14 protein-coding genes are annotated in these 21,078 nt (G+C 38.3%); 6 read left to right on the top strand and 8 right to left on the bottom strand.

The features are described from left to right. Positions 1–214: 214 nt before the first annotated feature. From PXG98_RS16485 to PXG98_RS10930, 4 genes are all read right to left on the bottom strand, one after another. On the bottom strand, positions 215–2,266 hold the full coding sequence (locus PXG98_RS16485) for a polysaccharide lyase family 7 protein (protein ID WP_338150239.1): 2,052 nt from the start codon (positions 2,264–2,266) through the stop codon (positions 215–217). A 246-nt stretch (positions 2,267–2,512) separates the two neighbouring features. Further along, positions 2,513–3,514: a sugar kinase gene (locus PXG98_RS10920; protein WP_276391049.1), complete on the bottom strand. Its 1,002-nt coding sequence runs from the start codon at positions 3,512–3,514 to the stop codon at positions 2,513–2,515. Positions 3,515–3,519: 5 nt separating this feature from the next. Continuing rightward, positions 3,520–5,856 (bottom strand): chondroitinase-B domain-containing protein, encoded by a 2,337-nt coding sequence (locus PXG98_RS10925; RefSeq protein WP_338150240.1) that lies wholly within the window; start codon positions 5,854–5,856, stop codon positions 3,520–3,522. Positions 5,857–5,887: 31 nt separating this feature from the next. Beyond that, positions 5,888–6,388: a shikimate kinase gene (locus tag PXG98_RS10930; protein WP_276391053.1), complete on the bottom strand. Its 501-nt coding sequence runs from the start codon at positions 6,386–6,388 to the stop codon at positions 5,888–5,890. 117 nt (positions 6,389–6,505) lie between these two features. On the opposite strand from PXG98_RS10930, the gene PXG98_RS10935 reads away from it, so the two are divergent. Both PXG98_RS10935 and PXG98_RS10940 read left to right on the top strand, forming a co-directional pair. Continuing rightward, entirely contained in the window at positions 6,506–7,465 is a 960-nt protein-coding gene (locus tag PXG98_RS10935; RefSeq protein WP_276391055.1) for a sugar phosphate isomerase/epimerase family protein, read from the top strand. Positions 7,466–7,486: 21 nt separating this feature from the next. Further along, entirely contained in the window at positions 7,487–8,206 is a 720-nt protein-coding gene (locus PXG98_RS10940) for a ribonuclease activity regulator RraA (RefSeq protein WP_276391057.1), read from the top strand. Positions 8,207–8,308: 102 nt separating this feature from the next. Here PXG98_RS10940 and PXG98_RS10945 read toward each other — a convergent pair whose 3' ends face one another. Next, positions 8,309–8,662 carry a hypothetical protein gene (locus tag PXG98_RS10945; protein ID WP_276391059.1) on the bottom strand — a complete coding sequence of 118 codons (354 nt, stop codon included), beginning with the start codon at positions 8,660–8,662 and terminating at the stop codon, positions 8,309–8,311. 239 nt (positions 8,663–8,901) lie between these two features. Here PXG98_RS10945 and PXG98_RS10950 point away from each other — a divergent pair, with 239 nt between their 5' ends. Next, positions 8,902–10,110 carry a porin gene (locus PXG98_RS10950; protein ID WP_276391060.1) on the top strand — a complete coding sequence of 403 codons (1,209 nt, stop codon included), beginning with the start codon at positions 8,902–8,904 and terminating at the stop codon, positions 10,108–10,110. Between the two features lie 24 nt (positions 10,111–10,134). Here PXG98_RS10950 and PXG98_RS10955 read toward each other — a convergent pair whose 3' ends face one another. Continuing rightward, complete coding sequence (locus PXG98_RS10955; RefSeq protein WP_276391062.1) at positions 10,135–12,183, bottom strand: HD family phosphohydrolase; 2,049 nt, start codon at positions 12,181–12,183, stop codon at positions 10,135–10,137. Positions 12,184–12,298: 115 nt separating this feature from the next. Between PXG98_RS10955 and PXG98_RS10960 the strand changes: the two genes are divergently transcribed. Beyond that, positions 12,299–13,474 (top strand): acetyl-CoA C-acyltransferase, encoded by a 1,176-nt coding sequence (locus PXG98_RS10960; protein WP_276391064.1) that lies wholly within the window; start codon positions 12,299–12,301, stop codon positions 13,472–13,474. Further along, positions 13,461–14,240, top strand: a complete 780-nt coding sequence (locus PXG98_RS10965; RefSeq protein ID WP_338150241.1) for a C40 family peptidase — start codon at positions 13,461–13,463, stop codon at positions 14,238–14,240. The genes PXG98_RS10960 and PXG98_RS10965 overlap by 14 nt, the downstream gene beginning before the upstream one ends. 53 nt (positions 14,241–14,293) lie before the next feature. Here PXG98_RS10965 and PXG98_RS10970 read toward each other — a convergent pair whose 3' ends face one another. Then, positions 14,294–15,553 carry a tetratricopeptide repeat protein gene (locus PXG98_RS10970; protein WP_276391066.1) on the bottom strand — a complete coding sequence of 420 codons (1,260 nt, stop codon included), beginning with the start codon at positions 15,551–15,553 and terminating at the stop codon, positions 14,294–14,296. Positions 15,554–15,586: 33 nt separating this feature from the next. Beyond that, positions 15,587–18,130, bottom strand: coding sequence for a DNA gyrase subunit A (gene gyrA / locus PXG98_RS10975; RefSeq protein ID WP_276391068.1), 2,544 nt, complete (start codon positions 18,128–18,130; stop codon positions 15,587–15,589). A 259-nt stretch (positions 18,131–18,389) separates the two neighbouring features. Between gyrA and PXG98_RS10980 the strand changes: the two genes are divergently transcribed. Next, positions 18,390–20,939, top strand: a complete 2,550-nt coding sequence (locus PXG98_RS10980; protein WP_276391070.1) for an ATP-dependent Clp protease ATP-binding subunit — start codon at positions 18,390–18,392, stop codon at positions 20,937–20,939. The last annotated feature ends 139 nt before the right edge of the window (positions 20,940–21,078 follow it).

Raw genomic sequence — 21,078 nt, forward strand, 5'->3', positions numbered from 1 at the left:
AATCCTGCCTACCGCTCTTTAATTTATTATGTTTTTTCTCTACCCTTGTTACTAAGATACTGGTCTCCCAATATGTCATACTCTTTAATACTATTCTACCCTTTCCTGCAACTTAATTGCTAGCACTTACCAACAGACCTCTGCCAAATGCCCGTCCTGCCTGAAATATTATGCTTCATCTTTTCATCGAATAATTAGACAAATTCTAAGATCATTATATATTAGGTTTCGTACCAGGACCTACTGTCGCTTCTCTAAACCATACTTCGGTATAACAGCCATTCTCATACTGCTTGGTGATATCACCATTATAAGTTTCTGCACCCGTAGACCAAACCATATTTGTTTTAGGGCTTTTGCCGTTGGTTTGGTTATACGCCCCTTGTTTAAAATATCCGAGTTCTCCACTATAGGCCGTTGCACGTTCGGTTCCATCTTGCCCAATAGGCACAAAGAGTTGCTGCACTTGAGCGGGTAGATCCGATTTTTCCTGAAACTCGGAGACGATAAGGTTTTTAGTAAAGGTTCTGGTCTTATGTCCTTCACTGGAGAATGTAAGATACATGATACCCTCGTATACATTTACCTCATAACTAAATTCTTCCCCCAATTCTATACCATCTTCCGGTTCCGGAGGATAGACATTTGGCCCCGTCCCAACAACCGACAAATCATTTCCCCATACTGCGGTGGAAAAGTCCCACCTTCCAGAATTATCATTATCTGCGGTATTGATTTCATAGTTCCAAAATACAGATCCTTTATTATGGCCTGGAAATTTTTTATAAAATATCTTTAATGGCTCATTTTCATGTCCTTCACCACTGTGAATTTGGCCAATAACCGTTGCAAAAGAAGCCGGAACCCTGGCATCACCGGAAACAGAAACTTGCATTACCTTGCAGGTCCCGGTTAATTTACCCCCTTGTTCTGGCGTCCAATCTCTTTTTTCATGCAATTCAGTTCTTGTATTGCTAGAGTTTTTCGTAGTTACTCCTGAATTTGGAGTTTTATAGACCACCCAGCGCCTTGTACCGTCAATAACGGTATAGAAAAAATCTTTATGTTCGTAGTTGCTGATATCTTCAACCTCAGTCCCGTCTCCCATCCATATTTTAAACTTATCCATAAATGGAATCACCTCATTAGGATAGACCGTTTTGGCGCTCAAGCCATCATTCGCTTGAAAATACCCGCCATTGGATATAGCGTCCTCGCTGATTGTAATATTTGCCTCTTTAAACCAAACTTCCGCATAATTCCCATCTGCATATTGTTTTTCAATATCACCCCCATGGGTTTCGGCCCCAGAACACCAGACTCTGTTTACTTTAGGATCTTTACCGTTCGTTTGGTTATAGGTTCCCAATTTAAAAAATAAGCCCTCATCGGCATATGCCGTTTTACGTTCTAATCCATCCTGACCAATAGGTACAAATAATTTCTTAACCTGTTCTGGTATGTTTGAGCGTTCCGTATATTCAGAAGAAATGAGATTTTTAGTAAATGTTTTGGTTTCATGACCTTCGCTAGTAAAAGTTAGATACATCATTCCATCTTTAATCTCAACCTGATAACTGAATTCTTCACCTAAAGCAATCCCATCCTGTGGTTCTGGCGGATACGTATCTGCCTCCGTCCCTACTACAGAAAAGTCATAGCCCCAAACAGGATACGAATAATCCCATCTACGGGAGTTATCATCCCCGGCAGTATTGATTTCATAATGCCAGAAGACGGAACCTTTGGTATGACCAGGGAATTTTTTATAAAATATTTTTAATGGTTCATTTTCGTGGCCATCTGCACTATGAATTTGGCCAACTACAACAGAGTACGTAGCCGCCACCCTTGCATCTCCTGTAGCGGATACCTGCATTACTTTTAGCGTAGCGTTCATTTTGGCCTCCGTTAGCGGTGTCCACTTTTTTAATTGGGCCAGTTCAGTTCTTGTATTATTGGAAGTGCCATGAGTATTTCCCGCATTAGGTGTTTTAAATACTACCCAGTCAGCCTTCTCATCACTGGCAGTGTAAAAGAAATCTTTGTTTTCATAATCTGTTGCCTTACCAACATTAGAGCCGTCCCCTAAAATCAAATTCCAGTGTTGAAAAAAGGGAATAATATCATTTGCTTTTTTTGCGACAGTAGTACTCCCATCGGCTTTTTCAACATTTTGTTTATTACTTCCATCGCCGCAACTATTTAAAAATAAAACTGCCACTCCGCAGAACAAATAATGTATTAAAGTTGATTTATAATTCATTTTACAGTCTGTATTAATCACATGTTAATGTAGGAATGGTCCTGTGTTAGCTTTTGAAAAAGCTCTTTTTATTTATAATAATTGGTTTACCAGTTTGGTTTACCAAAAATACATATATAAATTTGATTAGCAAATTTTTAACATAAAATCGATCTACAGTATTACAAATTATCCATGATCAAGGATTTTATAAACCAATTATTGGCTTAAGCTAATAATAAAAAGAGGCATACTATTTTTCGTAGACTATCTTTTTATTGCTCCGGAAGTATCTCCATCCATCAAATTTTTTACATTATCCAAGGAAACCATATTTACATCCCCTGGAACTGTATGTTTGAGGGCACAGGCGGCGGAAGCAAAAGCCAAGGCCTGTTTGTCGTCATAGTGTAACAGACCATAAATTAGACCCGCGGCAAAGGCATCCCCGGTACCAACGCGGTCTATGATGTGCGTAATATTAAGCATGTCACTTTTAATATACGCTTCCCCGTTCCACATCTTCCCTTGTATTTGGTTATGGGAAGCACTCAAGGTTCTTCTTGTTTTTTTAATCACTTTCCTGACATTGGGAAAAAGGTTGATGAGCGCTATGGCCAAATCCTGAAACTTATCTTTCGGTTCACCTAGGCCGAACATTTCACGAATACCTCTGCTACTGCTAATCACTACATCACAGTGCTCTACCAAGGTAGGAATTACCTCTTGCATTTTTTTTCCGTACTTCCACATATTATTTCGAGAATTGATGTCTCCTGAAACCATAATACCTAATTTATTTGCTGTTTTTATGGCTTCTAAACAACTTAAATAAGCCCCTTCCGAAATGGCCGGCGTAATTCCGGTCCAATGAAACCAGTCGGCATCTTTAAGTACATCTTCCCAATCTAACATGGAAGGCTTTATCAAGGAAAAAGAGGATCCTTCTCGTTCATATATTACTTCGCTAGGTCTGTGAACGGCGCCTTTTTCAAGAAAATACTTTCCCAACATATTGTCACCATAAATAACATGTTCCGTGCTTAGCCAATGTTTACGTAAAAACTGGGTGGCCGCTTTTCCTAAGGCATTATCAGGAAAACGCGTAACATGGGCTGCCTTCATTCCAAGATAGGCACAGGATATGGCCACATTTGCCTCCCCTCCGCCGTATACGAGCTCGAAAGAAGTGGCCTGCGAAAATTTTTTATAGCCTGGTGGGGACAAACGCATCATTACTTCCCCAAATGTGATTACTTTTTTAGGCATATTTTCTAATACATTAACTTAAGTGGTAGATTTTCCTCAACTATTAATTCTCCAGAATTTTCAATAATATTATTGGAGTGTATATTGTTCTTGGCACCCCATAAACGTGCCACCAATTTGACCCTATTATCTATAAATTTATTGTTATATAGACTAACATTTATAATCCCATAGGTATTGAGCAGAATTCCATTTTCTTTTCGAGTTCCACATTTTGTGAAGGTAGAATTTGTCACTTCCAGATTCCCTCCCACCGTAGACTCATCGTAACCCCCTCGATAATAATCGATTACATTTTTAGGAATCCCTTCAAAATAACAATCGGAAATTATTATGTTTTCCGCATTATAATCGCCTCGGTCGTCATTTTCCTGGGAGAGCTCAAGACCATTATTACAATTTAGCAGTTCCGTAGACTTCATTGTAATGTATTCTGAAAAAGCAAATTTGTATCCTTTCAGGACATAGTCAAAGTTTACTATTTTAGAATCTACTACCTCTAAATTGTACAGACTAGACATATTTTCTCTAAGCGGGGCAAATGCGAAGTTCTCCCCATTCCCTTCTAGTATAACGGCTACTAAGGTGAGTTCACCTTTTGGATTCATTTCGAATGCAGGAGTTTCTGCTTTTCCGGTATACCTCAGGATAGCCTTATTACTCTTGTCTGAAGAAGCTATGGTTATTTTCTTACCAATTTTTAATACTGAGTTTAGCTCATATCGGTCAGCTGTCAAAAGGATTGTATCACCAATGGCAGCATTCTCTATTGCCAATTCCAGTTCTGAGGTGGAGCCTGCATAAAGATTATTGGCACTATTATTCACAGTAGTCGACAGTGGGTACCATCCTGGGCCATATTGGGAGGTATCCATAACATTAGTCTGTTTTTCTGGTACTCCCACAACGGCTCCGACGGCATTCTTCTCCCGTGAGTTGCCGAAGAGATCTTGTGAAATCAATTCGAATTCAAAACCATTATATGTTTCCATATTTGGTTGATCATTTGTTGGGATTAAAATTTTATCCTCTAGTGTAAAAAGAGAAAAATCCTCTTGCTTAAATGCTGATTCGTGTCGGAAGAATGTCCCCTGATTATTTATCAAATTGCTCTTAAAAGTGATACCGTCTAACGAATCGTGCGCAACTACGGGTTGTTCATCTGCATGTTCATTATAAATAAGATTATTCGCTACAATAGTCCGAATGGGCCTTTCTGAGCGGATTTCGGAAGCCGGCAACACATCTCTTTGATCAACATTAGAACCCACACCAAATTGCCAAGGCGATGTGCAATTAATCCAAGAATTATACGCCACAACGACATCCGTCACCTGTATGTACCGATTCAATGGGGATTTTGGAATTCCGTTCATCACAGCAAGCGGACTTCTGAAAACCTTTCCTTTTAGATTATAGAAATAATTATTGGTTACCCAATGCCCAGTCCCGATTAAACGTACACCGCCTATTTGCTCAGATTCGGTATCTCCTATAAAGTAGTTACTATCAATTATACAATAGTTCCCATGTCTCGTAACCAGCGAGCCTTCACTTTTGTAAAAAATATTATTCCGGAACTCATTAAAATTTGTTTTACTTGAAATAACCTCAACTTCACCATTACATCTTTCAAAAAAATTATTGGCCACCAAGGTATAACTAGGTGCCATGGAAGTAAAACTGTTTCCAAGCTGAATGGTCTCTGCACTTGGCCCACCTTTCGGTGGTCGCGGTCCAAAATAATTGTATCTTATTTTATGGTAATTCTTTATATTTTTATTTCCTGCCAAATCAACCCTGATGGTAGGTCCTCTATTAGATTTTCCAGCTAGGTAGCAGTGATCTAATTCATTATGGCGACCCTTAAACTGCACCCATAGATCTGCGTAGTTTCTTTGTGATTTATTGAAATCTATTATCACACAATCGGTTATCCGCGAATGGTTGGCCACCGTATCTTGGTTAATTGCGAATTCGATAACTGCTTCGGAAGGAGATGAACCTCCAGTGAAGAATAAGCCATTAACCTTCAGGTACTCCCCCCCTAGTTTCAAATCGGATTGTCCTACAATAAATACCTTCCCGGGAGTCTCTGCTTTTAAGGTTATTGGCGCTTGTTTCGTTCCATAACCGAGTAATCGGATTTCAACATCCTTCCAATAGCCATTAGCCATAACAATTTCAGTTCCAGGAGTTGCATTGTCAATAGCACTGTTCAATTCAGTAATATCTTTTACATATATACTTTTGGAACCCTGTTTGTTATCACAAGAAAATAATAACAAAATTATGCTTAGTAGCACGAAATATCTTTTTATCATTTCAAAATTTTCTAACATTATAGAATAATAAACTCATTACAACTTATGGTTACCAGTATTTTCTGGCCATATATTTTAAGATGGTATCTACAATTTCTTCTTCCGAGTAAGTCATATCAATAGTCAAGGCCCACTTTGGGATTTCAAGTGTTTCAAAATCCGATTTAAGTGCTGAAACGGGTCGATCAGAAGCACTATTTATTTTTAATCGCTGGGCAGCATTTTCAAAAGTATCGTTCATAAATACCCAATCTAGTGGATGGTCAATATTTGCAGTTAACCTTTGACGATGTTCTTTCTTCAATATCGAACATGAAACTACACAACCCTTTAGAGTCGATTCCCTCACTATCAATTCCTCGACGGAAGTCAACCATTTTTCTAAATCTATATCCGGCGGTAGGTTTCCATCCGAAATATCATTTTCCATAAAAGGTCTGTCAACATCAAAGAATGGAACTTCCAGTCTTTGTGCTAATTTCTGACCTACAACGCTCTTACCTGTACCGCACACTCCAACAAGGATGACTATATAATTATTATTTGCCATATTATATTTAAAATTGGTTTACCAGTTTGGTTAACCAAAAATACTTATATTTGTAAGACTAACAAATTTTTAAGACAAAAAGCAGTAAATATTCTCTAGAACTAACCACAGAAGTAAATGACTAAGGCCGATTACAACAGAAGAAGATTTATGAAATTATCCGCCGCAACTTTGGCGGCTGTTCCTCTTATGGGGTTTGAAAACACCGTATATAGTACCTTAACACCTCCGTCTCAGGACATAGAGGTATACCTATTTTCGAAACACCTACAGTTTCTAGGTTTTAAGGATATGTCGGAGGCCGCAGCCGAGATGGGTTTTAACGGACTTGATTTGACTGTACGTCCAAAAGGACATGTTTTACCCGATAGAGTAACGGATGATTTACCCAAGGCGGTAGACGCGATGAAGAAATTTGGATTAGCTCCTAAACTCATGACAACCAATGTAGTGGATTCAACTAATCCAGTACAGCTTCAAATTTTAGAAACTGCCAGCAAATTAAACTTCACACATTATCGAACAGGTTGGTTAAAATATCCGGAGGATAAGAATATAGTAGCAAGTCAGGCAATCTTCAATCAGCAGTTCCGTAACCTAGCTATTGTAAACAAAGAATTAGGATTAATCGGTGGATATCAAAACCATACCGGCAAGCACGTTGGTGCGCCTATTTGGGACCTGCCGCCCATTCTAGATAATGAAAACAATAAATTCATGGGGTGCCAATATGATATTAGGCACGCTGTGGCAGAGGGAGGTGGCAGTTGGGAACTCGGTTTAAAACTGGTTGCTCCGTTGATAAGATCTATCGTTATTAAGGATTTTAAATGGGGTAAAGTAGATGGCAAATGGAAACCTATAAACGTACCGCTTGGTGAGGGTATGGTAGATTTTACGAACTATTTTTCCTTACTAAAAAAATACAAAATTAAAGTACCTGTTTCCCTGCACCTAGAATACGATTTGGGAGGAGCGGAGCATGGAGCTTCTACTATTTCAATGGATAAAAAGGAAGTCTTCAATCAAATGAAAAAAGACCTTTCTTTTTTACGTGCTAAATGGGCAAACGCCTAGTAAGTTACCAAACAGTATAATATGACTTCCATCTCAGATACAACAAGAAAAAAATTAAGCTCGGTCAGTACGGCAACCATCGCCACATGTCTCTTTAAGAAAGGGCTTAAAAACCAGTTTATACAGGATGTACGACCTTTAAAAAAAGGAAGAGACAATATGGTTGGCGAAGCTTATACCCTACGGTACATACCCGCCCGTGAAGATTTGAATCCCATTACAGTATTCCAGGACCCCAAGCATCCCCAACGCATCGCCGTAGAGCAATGCCCCAAAGGTCATGTAATGGTCATTGACAGCAGAAAAGACGCCCGCGCTGCATCTGCTGGATCTATTCTAGTTACTCGACTGATGATTAGAGGAGCTGCAGGAATAGTCACAGATGGTGGTCTCAGGGATTCGGCAGAAATTGCTTCCTTAGCCCTGCCATCCTATCATAAAAAGCCCTCGGCTCCAACTAATTTAACTCTTCATCAGGCTATTGATATAAATGTTCCTATTGGTTGTGGAGATGTAGCAGTTTTTCCGGGAGATATGGTGGTTGGAGACGATGACGGTGTCATAATTATACCCCATAAATTGGTTGAGGAGGTGGCAGAGGAATGCGTAAAAATGACACTTTACGAAGAGTTTGTTATGCAAAGGGTGGGAGAAGGACAGGCAATAATTGGCCTATATCCACTTACCGACTCAGAATGTAAAAAAGATTTCTCGCGATGGTTAGAAGACAAAAATAGTTAGTTAGGCCAGTAAGCTTAGTCCATTGTGAATAAAAAGCACAACGGACAATCTTTAGCCCCCTTGATCCAATAAGTCAGGACAGATTAATTTCTATTTAACCATCTATTGAAGAAGCTCTCCCGACTCTATGGCCTTATGGAAATTGGCCTTAACTGTAGGATAAAATCTAAAAAATCGAAACCCATCCTCACGCTTTAAGACAACTTCCACACGGTTTTCTTGGTGGTAGTTAATTTCATGTACTACAACCTTCTCCCCTCTGAGTTGCTTATAATTTGCAATAGCTCCCCTTTTAAGAATAAAGTTAGCTCTTGGAAAATTGATATACCTGTATTCCGGAGATACTCCTTTTCCAAGGGTAAATACCTCTCCCACCTCAACATTAGTATGGCTATTTTGTCCAAAAAGAGAAAAGGCAGAAAATAACAATATCATAATTATACCCTCTTTAATCATAGAAAAAATATTTATTTATTAATATATAGGTTGTTTTTTATGAATTTAATAATTTTAAATCAATTTTCCTTCCAATAAGTTGTTAAAGTTTAAGAGCATAAAAAAGCTAAGTGGTTTGGTCGAAGAAAATTTAAATGCACTTAAATATCTGTTCAGATTTAGAAATTCTAGTAAATTCCTATGGAGGTGCTTCTAATAACAGTATTTTATATCTTTAGCGCTTATAGTCTGCAACCTAAATGACAAAACCGGCCCATCTAAAATATCACCTACTTGTTCTTTTTTTTGGACTAATGGTATTTTCCAAGCTTAGTGCCCAAGAAAAAGTATTGGATTCGAATAAAGTAAGTATTTCCTATGGCTCTAAAGGCTTTCAATTTAAGACATTAAACGAACGATTTATGCTTAACATTGAATCCAGGTTTCAATTTAGATTTGCAACCCCCAGCGATCAAAATCCTCTAAATTTTGATGATTTAAAGCTAGACAGTCCCCTTTTTAAAATTAATAGAGCACGGCTTAAAGTTGGCGGCAACGCTTTTGAGCCTTGGTTGAAGTATTATTGGGAGTACGAAATAGGACAGGGAAATCTTTTAGACTTTAGATTAATGATCGAGAAATGGTCTTTTCTTAAGCTTAAGGTAGGCCAGTGGAAAACCTTTTACAATCGTGAAAGAGTTATTTCCTCTGGAAAACAACAAATGGTAGATCGCTCTATACTTAACAGACCATTTACACTGGATAGGCAGCAAGGAGTTTCTATCTATGGGAGGTTATTCGAAGAGAGTACCGCGGATATTTCTTATTTTTTATCGGTACTCACGGGTACAGGCCGCGGTAGTTTTGAAAACGACGATGGTAATTTAATGTATGTAGGACGCCTTCAATGGAACTTTTTAGGTCGAGAACTAGCCATGGTCGGTTCTGATGTTAGCTATCACGAAAAACCTACTGCCCTCTTGGCTATTGCCGCAGTCACTAATCGCAGTCAGTTTACTCGTTTTTCTCAGGCAGGTGGAGGACAGTTGGAAGGGTTTGAAGAGGGTATTGCCGGACAATACCGAGTTAAGCAGGCACTTTTGGAAACCGCTTTTATGTATCGTGGTTTTTCATGGCAACAAGAATTGCATTTCAAAAACATCTACGACCATGTTAATTTAACAGAAACAGATTTGTATGGGAACTATGTACAGGCGGGATATTTTTTTAATAATACCTTCGACTGGTTTCCAAAACCCTTAGAGATTGCAGGCAGACACTCGTTTTACGTGCCAAATAAGTCCTTTTCACAGGTAAGAGAGGTGGAATATGCCTTGGCTGCAAATTGGTTTTTTGCAAAACATAGAAACAAACTAACCGCAGAGTTTACTTTCTTTGATTTCCAAAATATCAGTACAGATGTTCCTGATGGTTGGCGATTTAGGGTGCAATGGGATATTTCCCTTTAAGTACGTAAGATCACAATGTCTTTTTCATTCAGGGTACTCTACCCTGAGATGATAAATATTCGTGAGCTTTTGTTTTAATACTTTCTTTATCTTTTCAATTTCCTTAAATGTAATATTGGCATTTAAGAATTGTTTATTGTTCATTTGCCCAGCAATGATCTTATCAATAAACTCGTCAATCACCATATAGGTAGGGTTATTCAAGCTTTTAGAAGCTGCTTCAACTGCATCAGACATCATGAGTATAGCAGTCTCTTTAGAAAAGGGAATAGGCCCTGGATACTGAAAACTGGCTATTTCAACATCGGGATTATTCTCTTGTTCTTTTTTGTAGAAATAATAAACCAAACTTGTTCCGTGATGAGTTCTAATAAAATCTATTACCCTGTCAGGAAGATTATTTTTACGTGCCATTTCTATCCCCTCAATAACGTGGTCAATTATTATTTTGGCACTTTCTACTGGAGCAATATCGTCATGAGGATTAACATTAGTGATCTGGTTCTCGGTAAAAAAGGTAGGGTTATTCATTTTACCAATGTCGTGGTAAAGAGCACCCACTCTTACCAACATAGCGTTGGCACCTATTTCATTTGCCGCGGCTTCCGCCAAATTAGCCACCTGTAAAGAATGATGAAAAGTTCCTGGTGCTTTATTTGACAGCTCTTTTAATAAACGTGAATTTGTATCGGAAAGCTCCAATAGGGATACATCCGATACCATCCCAAAAACCTTTTCGTAAATATAAATCAATGGCTGAGCAAACAGGGTAATCATACCGTTTAAAAAGAAAAATCCAAAAATATACCAATTCACATTATCCAGACTTCCTTCATGTATAATATGAAAAGCAAAATACCCGACAATATAGATTAAGGTAATCTGACCGACGGAAATAAACAGATTGGCCCTTTTGTACAACTCAGAAACCGTTAAAATAGTAACGATACCAGCAATTATCTGTAAAAATATATATTCAAAACTGTTGGGCACAACAAAGCCCAGTATCAATACTGTTAAAACATGCACAAAAAGTCCGAGACGGGCATCAAAAAACGTTTTTAAGATTAAGGGCATAATACATAAAGGGACCACAAAAACATAGGTCTCATTGTATTTTACTACCAAGGTAGTTACCAAGACCATTAAAAGAATATTAAAGAATATAAACGTAACTTTGATATTATTTCTAAAGACTTCTGGCCTGTATTTTTTTAAAAACAACAACAGCATCATTAGCACCAGGGCCACAAGAATAGTATATCCAAAAAGGATAAAATAATAATTATTATCTGTCCATAATTCCGATTCGTATTCTGCTTTCAGAGAATCTAATATTTTTAGATTTTCCGCTTCCACAACCTCACCTTTGGCAATGATCAATTTTCCTTCATCTACATTACCCCGTGTCAGGGAAATTTCAGAGAGGGCTTCTTGGAGTTCCCTCTTTGTTAAACCTTCATCATAGGATACGTTAGGCCTAATTATTTCGAAGAAAAAAGATTTATATTCTGGCTCGTAAGCCTTAAGACTCTTTCCGCCTAAAACTTTGGAAATGGTGTCGTTTAAGCTCCCCATCTGGTAAAGTTCACTGCTATTAAGTCTTTGTGCTTCAGAATTCTGGACCAGATATATTCTGTCTTTTAAAATCCCATCATTGGCCTGCACAACTATTCCACGGCTATAAATAGAATCTAACAAATCTTTTGCGACAGATTTTAAAATAGAGAGGGATCTTGGGTTAAACTTGCTGGGGCTAAAGACCTTAGTAAAACTACTATCAAAATTATCATATACCTCTTTAACGATAACATGGTCGTAAACAAAGTAGTCTATTTGCTGTGATTCAATTCTCGACCTCTCGGTAAGCATATCCTCTTCTGTCTTCTGAATGGCAAAATCAAATGGTGCATATAGATTCTCGTACTGCCAAGGTTTACCTTTTTGAAACTCGTATTTAAACTTGCCTCCTCTTGGGAAAAAGAATACAATGCATCCAACAGTAAGAAGGTAAAGTAGGTATTTGTAAATACGCGACCGATTCTTATAAACGCCATCTAAGGTTTTTCCCATGAGAAAGTATATAATTCAAAAATAGAAAATAATAGTGTTACCCTCTCTCTTTTGAGGATGAAACCGGAGGCATTGCACATAATTTTAGTAATTTCGCCAAATAATTTATCACTATATGAAAGAGGTAGTAATTGTATCAATGGCTAGGACACCTATTGGCAGCTTTTTAGGTTCTTTATCTAGTATCCCCGCTCCAGAACTTGGTGCCATAGCTATAAAAGGAGCTATGGATAAGATTAATCTTAAGCCAAATCAGGTAGAAGAAGTCCTCATGGGTCATGTGGTTCAGGCAGGAACTGGACAAGCACCTGCCAGACAAGCGGCTATATTCGCGGGAATACCAGAGACTGTTCCCTGTACCACAGTAAATAAGGTTTGCGCCTCAGGGATGAAGGCAATTATGCAGGCTGCCCAATCTATAGCAATGGGTGACACCTCTATTGTTGTTGCGGGAGGCATGGAAAATATGAGTCAGATACCCCATTACTTACATATGAGAAAAGGACAGAAATTTGGCGGTGCCAGTCTTCTCGATGGGATGCAAAAAGATGGCTTGGTAGATGTTTACGATCAAAATGCCATGGGGGTCTGTGCCGATTTATGCGCAGCGGAACACAATTTTACCAGAGAAGATCAGGACAAATATGCAATACAGTCTTATACGAGGTCGGCAAATGCCTGGAAAGAAGGAAAGTTTGATGAGGAAGTAGTTCCAGTTGAAGTCCCCCAGCGCAAGGGAGAACCCCTTCAAATTTCAGAAGATGAGGAATATAAAAATGTTTTTATTGAGAAGATTCCTGCACTTAGAGCAGCATTTACAAAAGACGGTACCGTAACTGCGGCAAATGCTTCTACCATTAATGATGGAGCGGCTGCCTTAATTCTTATGAGTGCGGAGAAGGCTGCAGAATTAAACTTAGAGCCTCTGGCGAAAATTAGAAGTTATGCTGATGCTGCTCAGGAACCAAAGTGGTTTACAACCGCTCCTGCAAAGGCCTTACCAAAAGCACTTTCAAAAGCTGGCATATCTATAGAAGAAGTTGAATATTTTGAATTTAATGAGGCTTTTGCTGTGGTAGGATTGGCAAACATGAAACTCCTGGGATTATCCGATAAAAACGTTAACATTAATGGGGGCGCTGTTTCTTTGGGACATCCACTTGGCTGTTCAGGGGCAAGAATAGTAATTACCTTAATGAGTGTGTTAAAACAACAAAAAGCGCGTTTAGGAGCTGCGGCTATTTGCAACGGTGGAGGTGGTGCTTCTGCCATAATTCTTGAACGAATCTAAATTAGGTTTTACCGGCTCAATGCACTACGGAATATGTCATCTCAGTTTAATACCTATCAGACTTCAGGCAGAGGACTATGAACCTATGATTTCCCAACTACTATATGGAGATCACTTTAAAATTCTGGAAAAAAGAAAATACTGGAGCAAAATAAGGGACGCTTTTGACAAGTGTGAGGGGTGGATTCGCAACGATCAATTTACAACGGTTTCCAAAGAAGACTACTATAAAATAAGGGAAAACAAGACATATGTATCCGACCTTCTGAGTTATATAAGCAATGAGCAACACCAATTACTACCGATTATAATAGGTTCTTCTCTTGCCTCTACTAAGCTTTTAAAACATCATTATGAGGGTTCCTTTACAACAGAAAAAGGACCTAAGGACCTTTTTGTAAAAACGGCAATGTACTACCTGCATGCGCCTTATTTATTTGGTGGTAAAACTCCTTTTGGGATAGATGCCTCAGGCCTGTCTCAAATGGTTTATAAAATCCATGGTTATTCTCTTTTACGAAAAGCTTCAGAACAAGCAACACAGGGGGAAGCCCTAAGCTTTATAGAAGAAAGTACGCCCGGTGATTTAGCGTTTTTTGACACCAAAGAGGGGGAAATTAATCATGTAGGTCTTATTATGAAAGACAATTATATCATTCATTCCTTTGGTTCTGTTCGGATAGACAGATTAGACCATACCGGGATTTTTAATACAACGCTTGGCAAATACACCCATAAACTCAGAGTGATAAAAAAAATCGTATAAAAAAAACCCATTAGTTTTAAGACTAACGGGTTTTTTAAAATGGTTTAGAAAATTTATTCTCCTAAGAGTTTTTTAACTTTCATAAAGTTTTCTGTATCCCCTAACGCACCATAAATATTCTTCAATTGTGTAAGGACACTTTGGTTTCCAGGATTGGTTTTTAAACCTTCCTCTAAAATAGTTGCTCCTTCTCTAAAAAGGTCGTCTTTTTGTTTCTTTAACTCGTCGTATCTGGCAATATCTGCTTTAGAATTACCAAGACTATTCATTTCATCAATAAAGGCATTTCCTTCATCTACGTAGGTGGTAGATAAATTCAATTGGGCATTAACATAGCCCGGATTAATTTCAATGGCTTTTCTGTAAGCCTTACGAGCTTCCTCAATATTACCCTGCTGCATATTGATTACTCCAATATTATACTGTAAGTCTGGATTATTTGGTTCCATAGCAGCAGCTTCGGACATTAGCATTTTAAACTTGTCTTTGTCTCCTAATTTAAAGTGAAGATTAGCCTCGTTTAAAACTAAATTAACATCATCTGGGTTACTTTTACGGGCTTTAGAAAAGGCTTCAAGCGCTTTTTCGTCCTGGCCGGTTTGGGTGTAAATCAATGCCATATTCTTAACAATCTCTGCTTGTTTAGAAGGTGTTTTCTCGTCAATAGGATCCTTATAAGCCCCAGATTTAATCATTAAATCTCTTTGGGTTTTATCCATTTCTTCCACCTGTCCATTGGCAACATTCGTAGCTTTGTATACTGTACCGCTTCCATCGTATCCAACGTCCATCAACTCTTCGTAGTAACCCAAGGCTTTGTCATAGTGTCCTCCATTTACGGCACTACTGGCAGCATAGTACAAATAGACGGTATCCGCAGGACTAATCTTATAACTCATATAAAGTTTATCAGAAGCCTCTTCGAATTTTTTATTCCCATTGTCTTCTACTGCTGAATTCACTAAGTCGGCAGACAGGGCTGCTACTCTTTGTGAGGTCTCATCCGTATACTTTTTCTTGCCGTTGGCTTCTAGGTCTAACACTTTTTGAAAAGAAGTTGCAGCCTCATTAAAGGCACTGTTATCTCCTTTATTTGCTAAATCTGCATAAACCTTCCCTCTCATAAAGTAATAGTCTGCTTGCACCTTTTCATCGGCACCACTCATCATGCCTTCAATACCATCCAAACTGGCCTTGGCAGAAGCAGTATCCCCACTTTTCAAGGCTTTATCGGCAGCTTTCAATTCTGCTTTTTGTGAAAATCCAACCATTACACAAAAAATGGTCATAAGAAATAATAATTTAGTCTTCATCTTGTATTTATTAATATTAGTGTTTATTGATTTTTAGTTTTCAGTTTCAGTGTCTGTATCGGTACTACTATTATCAATAGCTGTGCCATCTTCCGTTTTAACCTCGATATCTCTAATGTCTACCTCTTCTAAATTATCTTCATCCTTCATTACTTTGGCTACTGCCGCAATAGAATCATTATCCTTTAGATTAATCAGCTTTACTCCCTGTGTTGCCCTTCCCATAGTACGCAGATCGTCAACACTCATTCGGATGGCAATTCCAGATTTATTTATGATCATTAAGTCATCAGAGTCTGAAACATTCTTAATGGCAACGAGGCCGCCAGTTTTCTCAGTTATCGATATCGTTTTTACTCCCTTTCCACCTCTATTCGTGATACGGTAGTCATCTATGCTGGAACGTTTTCCAAAACCGTTCTCAGAGACCACTAAAATCTCATCATCAAAATTATGAACCGATACCATTCCTATTACCTCATCGTCTTCAGAGGCAAGACTTATTCCTCTAACCCCAGAGGCATTTCTACCCATAGGTCTGGTTTTGCTTTCTTCAAAGCGTATAGCTTTTCCAGATTTTAAACCTAAAAATATTTGACTGGTCCCTGTAGTGAGTTTGGCTTCTAAAAGCTCATCATCTTCTCGGATATTAATGGCGATAATACCATTTTGTCTAGGTCGTGAATACTGCTCCAGGGAAGTCTTTTTCACAGTACCCTTTTTGGTGGCCATGATTACGTAATGACTATTTACATATTCTTCATCTTTTAGATCCTGGGTACAAATAAAGGCTTTCACCTTGTCGTCTTTTTCTATATTTATTAGGTTTTGAATAGCCCTTCCTTTCGAAGTTCTACTTCCTTCAGGTATTTCGTATACTCGCATCCAGAAACACTGCCCTTTTTGTGTAAAGAACAACATATATTGATGGTTGGTTCCTACAAATAACTGCTCTAAAAAGTCTTCGTTTCTGGTCGAAGAAGCTTTTTGTCCTACACCCCCTCGATTTTGGGTTTTGTATTCTGAAAGAGGGGTTCTTTTAATGTATCCGGCATGAGAAATAGTTATTACTACCTGTTCATCAGGAATCATATCTTCAATACTCAAATCTCCTCCTGCAAAATTGATCTCCGAACGCCTTACATCACCGTAACGCTCTTTTACTTCTAAAAGCTCGTCTTTAATAATTTGCATCCTACGATCTTTCTTATCTAAAATATCTTTTAGATCCGCAATAGTTTTAATAATCTCTTCGTACTCGGAACGCAGTTTATCCTGCTCCAGGCCGGTTAACTGTCTCAATCGCATTTCTACAATTGCTCGGGCCTGTATCTCGGTCAGTTTAAACCTTTCCATTAGATTAGCTCTGGCCTCGTCTGCATTCGAAGAAGCTCTAATTAATGCGATTACCTCATCAATATTATCAGATGCAATTATTAATCCCTCTAAAATATGTGCTCTTTCTTCTGCTTTTCGCAGTTCATAAGTGGTTCTTCTCACTACCACTTCATGACGGTGTTCCACAAAATAGTGGATAATCTCCTTCACATTTAGTAGTCTTGGTCTGCCTTTAACCAAAGCGATATTGTTTACACTAAAGGAAGACTGTAGGGCAGAATATTTATAAAGCGTATTTAGAACTATGTTTGGAATAGCATCTCTTTTTAGGATGTAAACAATACGCATCCCCTTTCTATCAGACTCATCCCGGATAGTTGATATTCCTTCAATTTTCTTATCATTCACTAAATCTGCCGTCTTCTTTATCATGTCGGCTTTGTTGACCTGATAAGGAATCTCTGTGACAACAATACACTCTCTTCCTTGTATTTCCTCAAAACTTGCTTTGGCACGCATTACTACACGACCTCTCCCTGTATGAAAAGCTTCCTTCACCCCGTCATAGCCATAAATAATCCCACCTGTGGGAAAGTCAGGAGCTTTAATATGGGTTATAAGTTCGTCGATCTCAATGTCATTGTTATCTATATAAGCAATGGTTCCATCCACCACTTCCGACAAATTGTGAGGAGGCATATTGGTCGCCATACCCACCGCAATACCAGAAGCTCCGTTTATTAGTAGGTTTGGAATCCTAGTAGGAAGTACCGTTGGTTCTTTTAAGGAATCATCAAAGTTTAGTTGTAAATCAACTGTTTCCTTATCAATATCGGCCAGCATTTCGTCTGCAATCTTTCGCATTCTGGCCTCTGTATAACGCATTGCAGCCGGGCTATCCCCATCAACTGAACCAAAGTTTCCCTGACCGTCAACCAACATATATCGCAAACTCCACTCCTGAGCCATCCTAACCATTGAATCATAGACAGAGGTATCTCCATGTGGGTGGTATTTACCCAAAACCTCCCCCACTATCCTGGCAGATTTTTTATGTGCGCTATTGGAACGAACTCCCAATTCATGCATCCCGTAAAGGACTCTTCTGTGTACAGGTTTCAACCCGTCTCTGACATCAGGTAAGGCACGTGACACAATGACCGACATTGAATAGTCAATGTAGGCAGATTTCATTTCATCTTCAATATTGATAGGTATCAATTTTTCACCTTCGGCCATAGGAAAATCTTATATTTTAGTTGTAATTAAATTATCGCGGCAATATACACAAAATGATAGCCTTGAAAGGGATTTCCAAGGAGTTTATTAAAGAATTTATCAACAGGGAATGCCGGGGTATTCGTTAATAATTAGGTTGTTAATTTTTTTGTAAATCAATGTTTTTTTCGTCATTTAGTTCTAGTTTAACGAATATAGGTATGGTATTTGCCGTTCTTAAGTAGAGATTTACTAATTTTATTACAGATAAGGATCATATATGGATGATAATTTTTCACCAAGAGTAAAGGATGTAATTGCTTACAGCAAAGAAGAGGCATTAAGGCTAGGTCATGACTTCATTGGCACAGAACACTTAATGTTAGGCTTACTGCGTGATGGAAATGGGAAGGCAATTAGCATCTTGGATGCCTTAGACGTGGATTTAGATCACTTAAGAAGAAAGGTTGAAATCTTAAGTCCGGCTAACCCAAATTCTGGGAGTATTCAAAAAGATAAAAAGAATCTGCATTTAACTAGGCAGGCAGAACGAGCGCTAAAAACAACTTTTTTAGAGGCTAAACTATTTCAAAGTTCCAGTATTAATACGGCACATCTGTTATTGTGTATTTTAAGAAATGAAAACGATCCTACTACAAAACTACTTCACAAATTAAAAGTAGACTATGATGGGGTGAAGGATCAGTTTAAATCCATGATAACCAGCGAGGATGATTATATAGACTCTCCAACTTCGGAATCTTTTCCGAGTGACTCGGATGAGCCTACAGAAGGTAAGGAAAGTTCTTTTGGCGGATCTTCTAACCAAAAAGGCAGTAAGAAGTCCAAAACTCCTGTTTTAGATAATTTTGGAAGAGACCTTACCAGACTCGCCGAGGATAACAAATTAGACCCGGTTGTAGGAAGGGAAAAAGAAATAGAACGGGTATCTCAAATATTGAGTAGACGTAAAAAGAACAATCCATTATTGATTGGAGAACCTGGCGTAGGTAAAAGTGCTATCGCTGAAGGTTTGGCACTTCGAATTATTAATAAAAAGGTTTCCAGAATCCTTTATGGGAAAAGGGTAGTTACCCTAGACCTTGCTTCCCTTGTTGCTGGCACAAAATACAGAGGACAGTTTGAAGAGCGAATGAAAGCGGTAATGAATGAATTAGAGAAAAATGACGATGTTATTCTTTTCATTGATGAAATTCATACCATTGTTGGTGCCGGGGGTGCCACTGGTAGTCTGGATGCATCCAATATGTTTAAACCAGCCTTGGCCCGAGGAGAAATTCAATGTATTGGCGCTACTACCTTAGATGAGTACAGACAATACATCGAAAAAGATGGTGCCTTAGAAAGGCGTTTTCAAAAGGTTATGGTAGAACCTACCACAGTAGAGGAAACCATTGAAATTCTCAAAAACATAAAAGGTAAATACGAAGACCATCACAATGTTAACTACACGGATGAAGCATTAATAGCTTGTGTAAAGCTTACTAATAGATATATGACTGATAGATTTTTGCCAGACAAGGCCATAGATGCCTTAGACGAATCTGGAAGTCGTGTCCATATAATTAACATGGACGTCCCAAAACAAATTCTTGAATTGGAAAACCAACTAGAAGATGTAAGGGAATTAAAAAATAGTGTAGTTAAAAAACAACGCTACGAAGAGGCTGCTAAGTTAAGAGATGATGAGAAAAGGCTAGAAAAAGAACTTTCTATAGCACAGGAAAAATGGGAAGAAGACAGTAAACTGCACAGGGAGACCGTGACAGAAGAGAATGTTGCCGACGTAGTATCAATGATGAGTGGAATTCCGGTGAATAGAATAGCACAGACGGAAAGCAACAAGTTGGCCGAATTACCAACCCTGATAAAAGGAAATGTAATTGGGCAAGACGAGGCTGTTGCCAAAGTAGCCAAAGCAATTCAGCGGAATAGAGCGGGCTTAAAAGATCCAAATAAACCTATTGGCTCTTTTATATTTCTTGGCCAGACAGGAGTAGGTAAAACACAACTCGCTAAAATATTGGCAAAAGAATTATTCGATTCGGAAGACGCACTTATTCGAATAGACATGAGCGAATACATGGAGAAATTCGCTATTTCACGGTTGGTAGGGGCCCCTCCGGGATATGTTGGCTATGAAGAAGGAGGCCAGTTAACCGAAAAGGTTAGGCGTAAACCTTATTCTGTAATCCTTTTGGATGAGGTTGAAAAGGCGCATCCAGATGTTTTCAATATGTTATTGCAAGTTCTGGATGATGGTTTTCTCACCGATAGTCTAGGAAGAAAAATTGACTTTAGAAATACCATTATTATAATGACTTCTAATATTGGTGCCAGACAGCTAAAAGACTTTGGTCAGGGGGTTGGTTTTGGAACTGCTGCCAAAAAGTCTCAGGAAGGGGAACACCAGAAAAGTGTTATTGAAAATGCCCTGAAAAAAGCATTTGCTCCGGAGTTCTTAAACAGAATAGACGACGTGGTGGTATTTAACGCTCTTGAGCGTGAAGATATTCATCAAATAATAGATATTGAACTAAACAAGTTGTTTGAGCGTATCAAAGATCTTGGCTATGATTTAAATCTTACTGAAAAAGCAAAAGATTATATCGCAGATAAAGGATTCGACAAACAGTATGGAGCAAGACCTTTAAAAAGAGCTATACAGAAGTATATAGAAGACTCTTTGGCAGAAGAAATTGTTAATTCTAAACTAGAAGAAGGAGATAGTATTTTCATGGACTTTGACAAGAAGAAAGAAGAATTGACTATAGAGATAAAAAAAGCCAAAAAGTCTTCAAAAGCCTAAATTATTTGTAAGAATTTGACTATAAGGACACAAGTGATTTGTGTCCTTTTTTTTTGTGAAATTTTTAAGACGTAAGAATAAGCATACAAATACCAAAATATCCCAACCGTATAAACGATATATAGGCGTTTAATCTATT

It is taken from the genome of Eudoraea chungangensis, assembly GCF_029360665.1.
GTDB classification, from domain to species: Bacteria; Bacteroidota; Bacteroidia; order Flavobacteriales; family Flavobacteriaceae; genus Eudoraea; species Eudoraea chungangensis.

Coding starts and splice junctions, on each gene's coding strand:
- PXG98_RS16485 (WP_338150239.1), bottom strand. CDS start 2,266: ATGAATTATAAATCAACTTTAATACATTATTTGTTCTGCGGAGTGGCA.
- PXG98_RS10920 (WP_276391049.1), bottom strand. CDS start 3,514: ATGCCTAAAAAAGTAATCACATTTGGGGAAGTAATGATGCGTTTGTCC.
- PXG98_RS10925 (WP_338150240.1), bottom strand. CDS start 5,856: ATGTTAGAAAATTTTGAAATGATAAAAAGATATTTCGTGCTACTAAGC.
- PXG98_RS10930 (WP_276391053.1), bottom strand. CDS start 6,388: ATGGCAAATAATAATTATATAGTCATCCTTGTTGGAGTGTGCGGTACA.
- PXG98_RS10935 (WP_276391055.1), top strand. CDS start 6,506: ATGACTAAGGCCGATTACAACAGAAGAAGATTTATGAAATTATCCGCC.
- PXG98_RS10940 (WP_276391057.1), top strand. CDS start 7,487: ATGACTTCCATCTCAGATACAACAAGAAAAAAATTAAGCTCGGTCAGT.
- PXG98_RS10945 (WP_276391059.1), bottom strand. CDS start 8,662: ATGATTAAAGAGGGTATAATTATGATATTGTTATTTTCTGCCTTTTCT.
- PXG98_RS10950 (WP_276391060.1), top strand. CDS start 8,902: ATGACAAAACCGGCCCATCTAAAATATCACCTACTTGTTCTTTTTTTT.
- PXG98_RS10955 (WP_276391062.1), bottom strand. CDS start 12,183: ATGGGAAAAACCTTAGATGGCGTTTATAAGAATCGGTCGCGTATTTAC.
- PXG98_RS10960 (WP_276391064.1), top strand. CDS start 12,299: ATGAAAGAGGTAGTAATTGTATCAATGGCTAGGACACCTATTGGCAGC.
- PXG98_RS10970 (WP_276391066.1), bottom strand. CDS start 15,553: ATGAAGACTAAATTATTATTTCTTATGACCATTTTTTGTGTAATGGTT.
- gyrA (WP_276391068.1), bottom strand. CDS start 18,130: ATGGCCGAAGGTGAAAAATTGATACCTATCAATATTGAAGATGAAATG.
- PXG98_RS10980 (WP_276391070.1), top strand. CDS start 18,390: ATGGATGATAATTTTTCACCAAGAGTAAAGGATGTAATTGCTTACAGC.